General features: G+C 33.0%; 12 protein-coding genes. 3 read left to right on the top strand and 9 right to left on the bottom strand.

All coding sequences use genetic code 11. The features are described 5' to 3' along the window. Nucleotides 1-5 precede the first annotated feature (5 nt). From C1H87_RS05395 to C1H87_RS05435, 9 genes are read right to left on the bottom strand one after another with little or no spacing between them, the layout of a single operon-like run. Nucleotides 6-830 (bottom strand): glycosyltransferase family 2 protein, encoded by an 825-nt coding sequence (locus C1H87_RS05395; RefSeq protein ID WP_102754837.1) that lies wholly within the window; start codon nucleotides 828-830, stop codon nucleotides 6-8. Nucleotides 831-840: 10 nt separating this feature from the next. Further along, the gene (locus tag C1H87_RS05400) at nucleotides 841-1,473 is read right to left on the bottom strand and encodes an acetyltransferase (protein WP_102754838.1); all 633 of its coding nucleotides are present in this window, start codon (nucleotides 1,471-1,473) and stop codon (nucleotides 841-843) included. Next, entirely contained in the window at nucleotides 1,470-2,543 is a 1,074-nt protein-coding gene (locus tag C1H87_RS05405) for a DegT/DnrJ/EryC1/StrS family aminotransferase (protein ID WP_102754839.1), read from the bottom strand. Before C1H87_RS05405 ends, C1H87_RS05400 begins: the two co-directional genes overlap by 4 nt. Then, the gene (locus tag C1H87_RS05410; protein WP_102754840.1) at nucleotides 2,540-3,325 is read right to left on the bottom strand and encodes a class I SAM-dependent methyltransferase; all 786 of its coding nucleotides are present in this window, start codon (nucleotides 3,323-3,325) and stop codon (nucleotides 2,540-2,542) included. The genes C1H87_RS05405 and C1H87_RS05410 overlap by 4 nt, the downstream gene beginning before the upstream one ends. After that, nucleotides 3,318-4,595, bottom strand: coding sequence for an ABC transporter ATP-binding protein (locus C1H87_RS05415; protein ID WP_102754841.1), 1,278 nt, complete (start codon nucleotides 4,593-4,595; stop codon nucleotides 3,318-3,320). Before C1H87_RS05415 ends, C1H87_RS05410 begins: the two co-directional genes overlap by 8 nt. Then, nucleotides 4,595-5,404, bottom strand: coding sequence for a polysaccharide pyruvyl transferase family protein (locus C1H87_RS05420; protein ID WP_102754842.1), 810 nt, complete (start codon nucleotides 5,402-5,404; stop codon nucleotides 4,595-4,597). The genes C1H87_RS05415 and C1H87_RS05420 overlap by 1 nt, the downstream gene beginning before the upstream one ends. Before the next feature lie 10 nt (nucleotides 5,405-5,414). Next, nucleotides 5,415-6,299, bottom strand: coding sequence for an ABC transporter permease (locus tag C1H87_RS05425; protein ID WP_233783361.1), 885 nt, complete (start codon nucleotides 6,297-6,299; stop codon nucleotides 5,415-5,417). 40 nt (nucleotides 6,300-6,339) lie between these two features. After that, entirely contained in the window at nucleotides 6,340-8,811 is a 2,472-nt protein-coding gene (locus tag C1H87_RS05430; protein ID WP_102754844.1) for a GumC family protein, read from the bottom strand. Between the two features lie 3 nt (nucleotides 8,812-8,814). Further along, complete coding sequence (locus C1H87_RS05435; protein ID WP_102754845.1) at nucleotides 8,815-9,609, bottom strand: polysaccharide biosynthesis/export family protein; 795 nt, start codon at nucleotides 9,607-9,609, stop codon at nucleotides 8,815-8,817. A 103-nt stretch (nucleotides 9,610-9,712) separates the two neighbouring features. Here C1H87_RS05435 and C1H87_RS05440 point away from each other — a divergent pair, with 103 nt between their 5' ends. The 3 genes from C1H87_RS05440 to C1H87_RS05450 all read left to right on the top strand — a co-directional run bounded on the left by C1H87_RS05440 (nucleotide 9,713) and on the right by C1H87_RS05450 (nucleotide 13,349). Then, nucleotides 9,713-11,572, top strand: coding sequence for an ABC-F family ATP-binding cassette domain-containing protein (locus tag C1H87_RS05440; protein ID WP_102754846.1), 1,860 nt, complete (start codon nucleotides 9,713-9,715; stop codon nucleotides 11,570-11,572). Nucleotides 11,573-11,738: 166 nt separating this feature from the next. After that, nucleotides 11,739-12,509, top strand: a complete 771-nt coding sequence (locus tag C1H87_RS05445; protein ID WP_102754847.1) for an O-methyltransferase — start codon at nucleotides 11,739-11,741, stop codon at nucleotides 12,507-12,509. Nucleotides 12,510-12,773: 264 nt separating this feature from the next. Continuing rightward, nucleotides 12,774-13,349 (top strand): cob(I)yrinic acid a,c-diamide adenosyltransferase, encoded by a 576-nt coding sequence (locus C1H87_RS05450; RefSeq protein ID WP_102754848.1) that lies wholly within the window; start codon nucleotides 12,774-12,776, stop codon nucleotides 13,347-13,349. Nucleotides 13,350-13,390: the final 41 nt, after the last annotated feature.

The following is a 13,390-nucleotide window of genomic DNA, read 5'->3' on the forward strand; positions in this document are numbered from 1 at the left end:
GCATATTAATTTAACCTTCTTTTTAATACTCTTTTAATCTTATTTTTTCCGATGTTTAAAATTTCTGAACCATGATACTTTTTTATAGACTTCAAATGTTTGATATGTACTTTAAACTCAGACATAAAAAATGTCATTAACCTCATTCTACTTTTGTGATAGTCTATGAGTTTTAAATTAGAGGTAACCCCATTTTCATTTTTTCTATATACCCCCATGTTCCCATCTAAAAGCTTTAAATTTCCTTTTGAAGCGACTAAGGCGAAAAGTGCCATATCGCCACTTTTAACGTCCTTAAACCATTCTGGAAATGCTAAGCAATCTCTTCTAAACACAATAGAAGATGTATGAAATAATGCCGTTTTTGAGAATGTATCTTTTAATGTAAATACATCTTTAGTATACGATCTCCATGGTTTGCTTTTAAAATCGGGCAACATTTCATTAGTTACAAATACATTATGGAAACACCCCGCAAACTCTATATTAGATTCTAAAAAATCTATTTGTTTTTGCAGTTTTGAAGAATCTGTCCAATAATCGTCCCCTTCACATAGCGCTATATACTTTCCTTTACATTGTTTTAGCGCAAAAATAAAATTAGGCATCATGCCTAAATTTTCTTTATGGTTAAAATATGTGAAAGACACATTTTTATGGGCTACTCCTAAAAACTCATTTATTATGGCATTGGTTTTATCTGTAGAGGCATCATTAGAAATTACAAACTCAACATTAAATGATGTTTTTTGATTGAGCACACCTTGTATCGCTTCATGAATATACTTTTCATGATTAAACGTTATCATACAAACAGAAACCGTAATCATATCATCCTTTTTAACTAATAATTCTACCAGGAACCCCTACAATCGTGCAATTATCCGGTACATCTTTTAAAACTACAGCCCCTGCTCCTACAATGACATGTTCACCCAATACTACATCTGGTAAGATTATTGCCCCAGCTCCTATAGAGGTGTAACTCCCTATTTTACATCTGCCTAAAATAGTCGCATTTGGCGATATTTCTACAAAGTCTCCTATCTGACAATCATGTGTTACGACACTATTGTAGTAAACCAGACATCCTATTCCCAGTTTTGCACTACTTGATATGATTGCTCCTGAAAGTACCGAAGTTCCTAAGCCAATGGTTACATCATGGTCATTAATCTGTGCGCTTTTTGATAGTATTGATTTTGGAACACCCCCTAAGTCGATAAATTTATTATATAAATTGTTTCTCAATTTCGGGCTTCCCAGTCCAAGTATAAAACTATTATTTTTAGTTTTGATATGTTGTTTTACCTCTTCTAAAGATCTTATTATGGTATAGTTTGAAGCTAAGGATTCATCTAGCTCAGGTGACACATCATCAAAAAAGAATATATCTTCTTTTTTATAGTTTAAATCAACCAATAACATGTGAAGTATTTCTTTGGCAAAACCTTTAGCTCCTACAACAATCATGATACATTTTGTTTTATTTTATTTACCATCAAATCAATGTCCTCATTTTTTAATCCTAAATAAACAGGTAAACATAGTATTCTTGAAGCAATCGATTCCGATATTGGCATTTCCGGGGTATTAATATAAGGCAATTTATTGAGTGAAGGATAAAAATACCTTCGTGGATAAATTTCGAGGGCATTTAACTGTTCTAAAACTTTTAATAGTATGGCTTCACTTTCAAAAACCACCGGAAAATAACTATAATTCCATGTAGTTCCTTCACGTATTTTTAAAAATTGAATTGGTAAGCTAGCCAATGTGTCCTTATAATAATCTACTACTTTTTTCCGCTCTATTATTATATGATCGATATAAGGAAAAACAGCAAGTCCCATAGCGGCCTGGAGTTCGGACATTTTACCGTTTATACCTAAACCATGAAAATCTAGTGGTCCGTCATGCCCAAAATTATGACTATAAAATAAGGTCTCATAACTTTCATCATTACAAAATATAGCACCTCCTTCTCCTGTTTGAAACAACTTAGTCGCATGGAAACTACAAGCACTCACATTACCATAATTAAAGACAGATTCTCCTTTGTAAGACACACCAAAACAATGAGCTGCATCATATATTACCTTAAGACCATGCTTTTTTGCAATGTTTTCAATAACCGATACATGACATGGATTCCCAAAAACGTGAGTTGCCAAAATCGCTGTAGTTTTAGCAGTAATAGCAGCTTCGATTTTGGTTTCATCTATAGTAAAATATTCCGGATGTATATCGACAAAAACAGGTTTGCAATTTTCCCAAATAATTGAAGACACTGTTGCTACATACGAAAAAGGCGTTGTAATAACCTCTCCTTTATTTGCAAAGATCTTTAATGCTATTTGTAATGGAATGGTTCCATTATTAGTCAATATAAGTGCGTTCGTTTTTAGATGGTTTTTTAATTTATCCTCTAACTCTAAAACCAACTCGCCCCTGTTAGTTATCCATGATTTATCCCATGCCCGTTTTAGAATAGCATTATATTCCTCTTGTGGAGGCAAAAATGTTTTGGTTACATTTATCATTTCTTTACAACATATAAAACACTCGTTCTGCTAATTCCAAACCTCTCATATACTTCCTTTCCAAAATAGTTGATGTCTAGTGCGTTCATTTTAAAGCCAGAATTAGTAATTCGCTCCATAAAATCAGATTTACTATAAAGACGTTCATGGTCTTCTTGTCCAAAATATTTCCAACGTTCTGCCTCTGTATAGCTTTTATTTTTATCTGCTTCAACAGATTTATCAATTTCCAATATAATTGGCACCATTAAGATTGCTATACCTCCTTCTTTAAGCACTCTATATATTTCGTCAATGGCTTTTTGATCGTTTTTTACATGCTCTAGAACATGAGAGCAAATAATAACATCCCAGGTATTATCTTCATACAGTTTCATGTCCTGTATATCGATTTTATCGTCTACACCTTCCATGGCTAAATCTGCAGTACGATATTTTCCTGAAACAATATGTTTTTTAAAATAATCTTGTAAATGTTTTGTTGGCGCTATATCTAATAAAGACAGGCTTTTATCTGCATTGTTTTTATTAAAGTAATCTGTTAAATACAAAGCCATCAACCTCGATCTATCTGCCGAACTACACTTTTCGCACGAATAGTTAAACAGGTTTAATGTCTCAAATAAAAAGATGGAGTGTACAAACCCAAATTTATCAAACGACCTTAAATATTTTTGCGGTAATGGCATTAAATTAACAGCATCGGTTCCACAAACAGAGCAAGAGAAACTCCCTCTAGGTTTTTTAATTTTTCTCTTTATTTTTTTTAAAATTTTAAACATTATGTTGAGAGATTTGCCATGTTATTAATTCTTGTGGCCTTACAGCTCCAATCCATTTGCCGTACCAGGATACGTCCCTTTTATCCTCTAAAAAGGATAATTGTAATACATTATACTCGTTACATAACGGTTTAGAAGTATCTTCAACCAATAAAGCCCTAACAGAATAAGTATCTACATTTAATAAGTTTTTAGGAATTATAGCTGTTATTGTAAATTTTCCTGTATTGCATTTATAAACATCAGATATAACATTAAATGCCGGTGTTTCAGAACTTGTGTAAAATACTATACTAATATTTAAATCTCTTTCTTTATCGCTTAAATTTTCAATATTGAACTCTAATTCCAAATCATTAGAAATAAATAAAGACTTCTCTGGCACATTTGCCCGTACTCCTAACAATTTACAATCGGCACTTCCTGGAGCCTCTTCAATAGACCATTCCTTATTTAAAACATTCGATTTTTTCTCTGTTTTTAAATATTCATCAACTGTATCTTCTGGTGTACCTCTATAAATAACCCTTCCTTTATCTATCAATATAGCTTCTGTGCACAAGCTTTTAATTGCCGACATATTATGACTTACAAAAAGTACGGTGCGCCCTTCCCCTTTAGCTATATCTTTCATCTTACCAATAGCCTTTTTTTGGAACTCTGCATCTCCAACAGCCAAAACCTCATCAATCACTAATATTTCGGGTTCTAAAAACGCAGCTACCGCAAATGCTAATCGTACTGTCATCCCAGACGAGTATCGCTTTACCGGTGTATCAATGTAACGCTCGCAACCAGAAAACGCAATGATTTCCTCGATTTTAGAACGAATCTCCTTTTTGGTCATTCCTAAAATAGCTCCATTTAAAAAGATGTTTTCCCGTCCTGTCATTTCCGAATGAAACCCGGTTCCTACCTCAAGCAACGAGGCTATTCGGCCTCTGGTTTTAATTTTTCCAGTGGTTGGACTCGTAACCTTTGATAATATTTTTAGCAACGTAGATTTACCCGCTCCATTTTTACCAATAATACCTAAAACCTGCCCTTTTTTTACTTCAAAACCAATATCTTTTAACGCCCATACATAATCTGAATTTCCTTTTGTGCTTCTATCATTTACATCTCCAATCTTTAAATAAGGATCTTCTTTACCTCTTATTTTATACCACCATCTATTAAGATCGTGACTAATAGTACCTGTACCTATCAATCCCAATCGATATTGTTTAGATAAGTTCTCTACTTTTAATATGGTATCGTTATTACTCATTAATTAAACGGACATGATTTTAACAAGCCTTCTTGGCGTTGTTTTAATAAACTTGGGTTAATCGTCATTACAGATTTATTTTGTAAAAACAATGCTTCTATAGTATCTACCGTTAAGTCTTTTACAGGAATACTAATTGTTTCTTTAAATGCGATACCAACCGATTCGAAATAATCATAAAACTTAATATCGTCCCCAAAAAGCTTATCAGAAAACTTAACCCATAATGCTGGTATATGATACGCATGAGAAACTATTACGCCATGTAATGAAGACGAAATAATTTGTTCACATTCTAAAATCTCGTCTGTTGTTTTTTCAACATCATACGTAAGCAAATCTATAACTTTAACTGCATCATTATCTTTAAAACGCTTGTTAACCTCTTCATAATCTACGTAATGAGGAATAATACCTATTGCATATTTTTTTGAAACTTGTTTATTATAGTAGCAGGGTATTAGTAAAGCCGGATCTCCATAAATTTCGGGACAACTAAAGCCTTTTTCTATAATACCAGCTCTTGTTAAAGGGCCTCTTACTGCCAAAAATTTAGCATTTCTAATAGTATCGTTATTTTTAATAATACCACTACCCCAAACAATAGATTTTTTATTAGCATATGAAACAATACTTCCAATAGACAAATAATGTTTCAGCAAATATTTATAACGCCGCTTTGAGGGATTCAAAACAGTTTTCACCTTTTCATTAGATATTTTTTCTACAAGATATTTAGACATCAAATCGCCATAATTCTCTCTTCCATCTTGTCTTTTTCCTTGCCACCAAAACAATCTAATCCCCATAACCAATTAATTATACGTTATCTATAAAGCTTTTTTCTGTTTTGTTAAAAACAATTAAACCGGCTAAAAATATAGCAACACTAACAACTGATACATATATTAGTTTTGCTAATGAATAGTCGCCTATTCCTAAGGTCATATACCGAAATAATTCTACAATAGTTGTCATTGGGTTATATTCAATAAACTGTCCTGCGATCACTGGTATTTTTCCTTCTTCAACTTTTCTTCTTATTAAATCCAAAGGATACATAACTGCCGAAGCATACATAAGTAATTGGATTCCAAACCCCACTAAAAACGTTAAATCTCTATATTTAGTGGTCATAGATGAAATTATCATTCCAAAGCCTAGACCTAAAAGTCCCATTAATAAAATTATAAGCGGGAATAATAAAAGCTCAAATTGAGGAATCGCATTTTCAGCATGGTCAGTAAAGAATACAAAATAAACGTAAAACGTTATGAATACTAATAGCTGAATTCCAAACTTAAGAAGATTAGAAACTACGACGGACATTGGCATGATAACCCTTGGAAAGTAGACTTTCCCAAAAATGTTTTGATTCTTTTTAAAGGTATCGCTTGTTCCCTTTAAACACTCGCTAAAGTAATTCCATGAAGTAATGCCTGCCAAGTTAAATAATAAATCTGGCACCCCATCTCCTGTAGGTATATTGGCCAAATTATTAAAAACTAGTGTAAAAATTAATGAGGTAAATAATGGCTGAATAAAATACCATAAAGGTCCTAAAATGGTTTGTTTATATACAGTAATTACATCTCTCTTTACAAACAACACCAATAAATCTCGATACCTCCATATTTCATTGAAATTTAAATCAATCAAACGCTTTTTGGAAGAGATTGTATATAACCACTGTTCTTCTTTCAAAATTCTTTAATTTGTTGGGTTTACATGGTTAAATTAAAAACTAATTCCTCTTGAATTTGCTTTTTATCTTATTTAACAAACCTGTTTTTTCGTACGATTCGTGATAAGCATTACCATAAGCACCATAGCCATAACCATAGCCGTAACCGTAACCATAGCCATAATTATGATTTGCTTTATAATAGTTTAATATATAGCTTATATTTTTTAGTTCTCCCGATGCATATTTAGCATTAACAAGTTCTAACATGCCTTTTTTAGTATAGTCTAATCGTATAACGAAAAGAGATGCGTCTGCATATTGAGATAATATTAATGCATCTGTAACTAAACCTAAAGGAGGGGAATCTAACACAATAATATCGTATGTATTTCTTAAACGATCAACAAGCTCGTGCATCGTATCACTCATTAATAATTCAGAAGGGTTAGGCGGTATTGGCCCCGATGTTATAATATCCAAATTATCAATATGACTTTTATACGTAACCTCTTCTAATGTTTTATCTCCGATTAAATAGTTAGTGACTCCGATACTGTTATCTAAATCAAAATCACCAAAAATCTTAGGCTTACGTAAATCTAATCCTAATAAAATCGTTTTCTTTCCAGATAAAGCATAGGCACTTGCTATATTAATAGAACAAAAAGTCTTTCCTTCACCACTAACGGACGAGGTAATCATAATTGTTTTACCACCTTTTTTATCTAATTTTTTATAAAAGAATTGTAAACTCGATCGTACTGCTCTAAAAGCCTCTGCCACTGCCGATTTAGGCTTTTCAAAAACGACTAAGTTGTTATCATGTTTATATTTACCTATCAACCCTAAAATAGGAATCTTAGATAAGCGCTTCACTTCATCTGGTCCATGAACAGTATTATCCATTAAAAAAAGAGCAAACACTAAAGCCATTGGTCCAAAAAAGCCAATCAATAGCGCCATCATATAATTAAGATTCTTGTTTGGTCCAATGGGGCCATTACCAGAATCTTTAGCTTCTTCAATAACTAGTATATCCGATATATTGGCCGCTTTAATAATAGCAGCCTCACTCCTTTTATCCATGAAGAAATTATACGATTCCTGACTTAAGTTTAACTTCCGTTGTATTTTTAGGAATTCCTGCTGATCTTCAGGTAAACCACTTAAACGGTTTTCTAGATTTGCTTTATTAGTTTGAATAGTTCGCAATTGAATACGAATGGTATTTTTTGTTGAAGCTATGGTTTCTAAAAGCACACTTTTTTCTGCATTTATACTACCATCTAATTCCCTTAGCGACGACGACCCTTCCTGTACTAACTGCTCTAACTCTCGACGTTTTATAGCCAGATCCGTAATTTTGGCAACACTATTAACGATATTCCCCTCTTCTACTCCTACCGAAGTTGGTGCTGCAATATTTGTATAATCCTTCTTTGTTTTTAAATAGTTTTCTAAAATATCTAAATACTGTAACTTGGTCTGGTTCTCTTCTTTTTTTAAATCTAATTCGCTAATTTTTTCAGAGACCAATGTCATCTCATCATTTACATCAAACACCTTATTTTTCTTTCTAAAAGAATTCATTGTATAGTTTGCTGCTTTTAAGGTATCGCTTACAATACTAAGGCTGCTATCAATAAACTTTATGGTATTTGTAGCATATAAATTTTTACGTTCTAAATCTGCTTTTCTCAATATTTGAGTGTTCGCATTTAAATAATCGGCAATTTTTTGTTTGTTGGTTCCTGTTAAGGATAAAACTAATATGGAAGATGACGTTTTGGAATAAGGCTTAACCGAAACAGCTCTTTTATAACGATTTACGACACTATTAAAATTTAAAAATCGGATAAAATATTCCGAATCTGCAATAATCTTACTACCTGGCCTGGCATGCAAAGTAAATGCTCCAAAAGGAAGTTCTACGAGCTGACCAATATTATATACTTCTTTAAAACTTCTTTTAGAAAGCGCCACACGTTCAAACGACTTGTCATGATATTTTTGCCCGAGTATGCTTTCGGTTTCAAAATCAACGCTAAGCTCATATTGAAAATCATTAATAAAACGAATACTAATAGGTTTGTTTATTACCTGCGGTTTAGTCTTATTTATATCAAGATAAAAAGGAGCTTTTTTATAAATATCAACTTTTCTGTACTTTCCTTGTTTTAAATACTGCAAGTAAAATTGTAGCGAGTCAACTGCTTTTTCATTATGATTTCTGGTTCCTATGCCAATCATAATCTTTCCTACTTTACCAGAAACACCTCCCCAATTGAAAGAAATACTAGTATTTGCTGCAAAAAACGGATTTTGATCATTCTCTACAGACATTAGCGTACTTAACTTATAAACATTTTGTTTTCTAATATTAATCCAATAGGCGACAAAAAAGGACACACCTATACATAAAACAAATAGTTTCCAAAACTTTAATATTTTGAATAAAAGACCCTTGATGTCGAAATTAACACCTTTAGATTCTAAATGATTTATATCTTCTAATTCATTGTAAGACATAGGCTATATTCTGTTCAATAATAAAACGGTGGTAGTTATCAAGGATACAACAGTTGCCAATGCTCCAATATTTTGTAGGGCATTGGTTCCTGTTCCCCAAGATTTCTGTTTTATAGGCTTTACATAAATCATATCATTCGGCTGAATGTAATAATATGGCGAATTCATAACAGCAACATCAGTTAAATCTAAATGAAATATCTTTTGCCCTTGAGGAAATTGCCTAATAATCAAAACATCTTTTTTATCACCTGTATCCAAAATATCACCCGAATTAGCCAAGGCTTCAAAAACATTAACACGTTCCTTAAACAAAATGCTAGTGCCTTTATTCCCTACTTCTCCAGTGGCTGTATATTGCAACCCTGTAAGCTTTACAGTTACAAAAATGTCATTAGCCGCCTTGTACTCGGTTTCTAACAATTTTTTCTCAACAATCTGTTTAATTTCGTCTGTAGTAAATCCTAATACATTTATATTTCCTAATTTTGGAAGGCGAATATTTCCATGCAAATCAACCGTAAAACCATCAAAATAGGCACGTTCCTGACTATCCGCATTTAAATTTCCCTCTCCTATTGGGTTAAAAATTGAAACCGTTTCTTGCTTGGCCGCTTTAATACGAATATTTAGAATATCATTTATTTGTACACGATAAGGTTTTTGCTTTTCAACAATAACCTGGGTAGAATCTGTTGCTTTACTTTTATTTTGAAAATAAACAGTATCTTTATATGGAACACAGGATACTAACACTGCACCTATAACCATTATAGTGACAAAAAAGCATTTCTTCATAAAGGTGATTTGATTTATCACAAATATAAGTTTTCGTCCTGAACAACAAAACTTATGATCTATTTTTTAGTTTTTTATCCGTTATTTGCAAGAAAAATATCTCTTGAATTATTTAACAGTTGAAAACATATCAAAATCCTACGGAGAGCTAACACTTTTTGAAGACATTTCCTTTAGCGTACATAAAGATCAGAAAATTGCTTTTGTTGCAAAAAACGGAACTGGCAAAACCTCCATCTTAAATATTATTTCGGGTGATGATGAATCCGATTCTGGCTCTGTAGTCTATAGAAAAGGTATTGCCGTATCGTTTCTATCTCAAGACCCTAAATTTGATGATAAGCTAACTATTGAAGAAACCATTTTTGCGAGCGACAACCCTATTTTAAAGGTTATTGCCAATTACGAAAAAGCACTCTTAAACCCAGATGACACTGATGCATACCAAACTGCTTTCGAACAGATGGAACAACATCAGGCATGGGATTTTGAAACACTATACAAACAAATCCTTTTTAAACTAAAACTGGATAATTTAAGCCAAAAAGTAAGCACACTTTCTGGTGGACAAAAAAAACGACTATCGCTTGCCAATGCCTTAATAAATAAACCCGATTTGTTAATACTAGACGAGCCTACAAACCATTTGGATCTGGAAATGATTGAGTGGCTGGAAGCTTTTTTTGCCAAGGAAAACATTACACTGTTTATGGTAACACACGATCGCTATTTTTTAGAACGTGTTTGCAACGAAATTATAGAATTAGACGAAGGCAAGCTATACAGTTATAAAGGTAATTATTCCTATTACCTAGAAAAACGAGAAGCAAGAATAGAACGTGAATCTGTTGAATTAGGCAAAGCAAAACAACTGTTTAAAAAAGAATTGTCCTGGATGCGCCGACAGCCAAAAGCCAGAACAACCAAATCGAAATCTCGAATCGACGATTTTAAAGATATAAAGCATCGTGCCCACCAACGTAGAAACGATCATGAAGTTCAACTTGAATTAAACATGGAACGTCTCGGCAGTAAAATTTTAGAATTTCATAAAGTATCAAAAGCATTTAAAGACAAGACCATACTTGACAAGTTCGAATACACGTTCCAAAAAGGAGAACGTGCCGGTATAATAGGTAAAAATGGTACAGGAAAAACGACCTTTCTAAATATATTAACCCAAACAGCACAGCCAGATTCCGGTAAAGTAGTAAAGGGAGATACGGTAAAGTTCGGATACTACACCCAAAATGGAATTACTATAAAACCCGAACAAAAAGTTATAGACGTTATTAGAGAGTTCGGAGACTATATTCCACTAAAAAAGGGCAGACAAATTAGCGCACAGCAACTTTTAGAACGTTTTTTATTCAGTAGAAAAAAGCAATACGATTTTGTTGAAAAATTAAGCGGAGGTGAACGCAAACGCCTGTATTTATGTACTGTTTTAATTCAGAATCCAAACTTCTTGATTCTTGATGAGCCTACTAACGATTTAGATATCGTAACACTTAATGTACTCGAAAGTTTTCTTCTGGATTTTCCCGGTTGTGTTATTGTCGTATCTCACGACCGTTATTTTATGGATAAGGTTGTAGACCACCTTTTTGTATTTAAAGGCGAAGGCGTTATAGAGGATTTCCCAGGAAATTATACAGACTATAGAGTTTACGAAGATAGTCAGCCTGTCGTTTCAAATGTACAGGAAGATAAAAAGGATAAAAATGCCTGGAAGAAAAACGAGTCCAAACTATCATATAACGAAGAAAAAGAGCTTAAAAACATTGAAAGTAAATTAAAATCGTTGGCATTCGATAAGAAAGAACTAGAACATAAATTCAATAATCCAGATCTTACACAAGATGACATAAATAAGTTATCTGATGAATTACAAAAAATTATAGATACTATTGAAGCTAAAGAAGAACGTTGGTTTGAGTTGTCTGCTAAACTTGAAGATTGATTTAGTTATTTCACAGATAATCAAAGAGTTAACACTGAGACACACTAAGGTTTAGTTTATCCTCGCTAAAACGCCAAGACATGAAACGTCACTGAATACCGAACACTGAACACTGAATACTGAATACTGAATACTGCAAACCAAACACTGAACACTGAACACTAAAATGTATCAAATCATTCAATACATAAAATTTTTAGTAAGGTCTACCAATCAACACGGTGTGCACTCTCCCTTTGTGTATAATTTGGTTACCAAATGCTTTTATGATAAAACGAATTACGATGCATACAAACAGGTTTCAAACTATAAGAAAGCGCTTTTAAATAATAAGACCTGTATTAAAGTAACCGATTTAGGAGCAGGTTCGCAAGTGATGAAGCAAAAAGAACGCCGTATTTCATCAATGGCTAAAAATGCAGGATCAACTATAAAAAGAGCAAAATTCATTTATCGATTGGTAAACTATTTTAAACCTGATACTGTTTTAGAATTAGGCACATCGCTAGGAATTGCAACACACGCCATGAGTTTAGCAAACCAAGCAACTAAAATTACTACCATTGAGGGTTGCCCTAATATTTCGGAATTTTCAAAAGCAAATTTCAAAAAACATCACCTGAATAATATCGATCTAAAAACTGGTAATTTTAAAAACGTTTTAAATCAATCAACTACCAATAATTACGATCTTATATTTTTTGATGGCAACCATCAAAAAGAAGCTACGTTAGCATATTTCGAAACACTTTTACAAACAACTCATAACGATTCGGTGTTTATTTTTGATGACATCTATTGGTCTAAAGACATGACCGAAGCCTGGGAAACGATAAAACAACACCCTAAGGTTACCGTAACCATCGATACTTTTTTCTGGGGATTTGCATTTTTCAGGAAAGAACAAGCTAAAGAGCACTTTACAATTAGAATATGATTAGGAGTGCTCAGTTTGCAGTGCGCAGTTGACAACATAAGAACTATTGAAATACTAACTCCTTTTTATCTTTATGCCTTTCCTAGAAAAACGATAACAGTTACAATCTCAATATTCAATTTCAACATCTATGATGCGCGTAGGTGCATACTAATAAAAAAACACCTCATACACACTCCATTCGCTTACAACTCAAAAAACATTTTTAAAATTCATTATAAAAAAACTTTTAACTTTTGACTTTTAACTTTTAACTTGCGTAGCATGAAAATCTATACCAAAACAGGAGATAAAGGTACCACAGCGTTGTTTGGGGGCACACGCGTACCAAAACATCATATTCGTATTGAAAGTTACGGAACTGTTGACGAATTGAACTCGCATTTAGGTTTAATTCGCGATCAGGACATCCACCAACAATACAAAGACTTATTAATCCATATACAAGACCGGCTTTTTACAGTAGGAGCTATTTTAGCAACCGATCCGGAAAAAGCTATTTTAAAAAGCGGTAAAGAACGTTTAAATATTCCCAAAATTTCTACCGAGAATATTGAACGCCTAGAAAAAGAAATGGATGCTATGAATACCGAACTTCCGCCAATGACACATTTCGTTCTTCCTGGCGGACATCAAACTGTGTCATTCTGTCACATAGCACGCTGCGTATGTCGCAGAGCAGAGCGTTTAGCCACCTCACTTAATGATATTGAGCCTGTTGAGCCTAACACGTTAATGTATTTAAACCGTCTTTCTGACTATCTTTTTGTATTGGCACGAAAGTTGTCATTCGATTTACAAGCAAATGAAATTAAGTGGATTCCAGAAAAAGAATCTTGAAATAGTAACAAAGCAACGATAATTTCAAATGTTTAAAATTG

Origin of the sequence: Flavivirga eckloniae (assembly GCF_002886045.1) — a bacterium.
GTDB classification, from domain to species: Bacteria; Bacteroidota; Bacteroidia; order Flavobacteriales; family Flavobacteriaceae; genus Flavivirga; species Flavivirga eckloniae.

What these genes read in the sequence shown, in the direction of transcription:
- C1H87_RS05435 (WP_102754845.1), bottom strand. Translation starts at nt 9,609, where the DNA reads ATGAAGAAATGCTTTTTTGTCACTATAATGGTTATAGGTGCAGTGTTA.
- C1H87_RS05420 (WP_102754842.1), bottom strand. Translation starts at nt 5,404, where the DNA reads ATGGGGATTAGATTGTTTTGGTGGCAAGGAAAAAGACAAGATGGAAGA.
- C1H87_RS05410 (WP_102754840.1), bottom strand. Translation starts at nt 3,325, where the DNA reads ATGTTTAAAATTTTAAAAAAAATAAAGAGAAAAATTAAAAAACCTAGA.
- C1H87_RS05395 (WP_102754837.1), bottom strand. Translation starts at nt 830, where the DNA reads ATGATTACGGTTTCTGTTTGTATGATAACGTTTAATCATGAAAAGTAT.
- C1H87_RS05405 (WP_102754839.1), bottom strand. Translation starts at nt 2,543, where the DNA reads ATGATAAATGTAACCAAAACATTTTTGCCTCCACAAGAGGAATATAAT.
- C1H87_RS05415 (WP_102754841.1), bottom strand. Translation starts at nt 4,595, where the DNA reads ATGAGTAATAACGATACCATATTAAAAGTAGAGAACTTATCTAAACAA.
- C1H87_RS05430 (WP_102754844.1), bottom strand. Translation starts at nt 8,811, where the DNA reads ATGTCTTACAATGAATTAGAAGATATAAATCATTTAGAATCTAAAGGT.
- C1H87_RS05450 (WP_102754848.1), top strand. Translation starts at nt 12,774, where the DNA reads ATGAAAATCTATACCAAAACAGGAGATAAAGGTACCACAGCGTTGTTT.
- C1H87_RS05445 (WP_102754847.1), top strand. Translation starts at nt 11,739, where the DNA reads ATGTATCAAATCATTCAATACATAAAATTTTTAGTAAGGTCTACCAAT.
- C1H87_RS05400 (WP_102754838.1), bottom strand. Translation starts at nt 1,473, where the DNA reads ATGATTGTTGTAGGAGCTAAAGGTTTTGCCAAAGAAATACTTCACATG.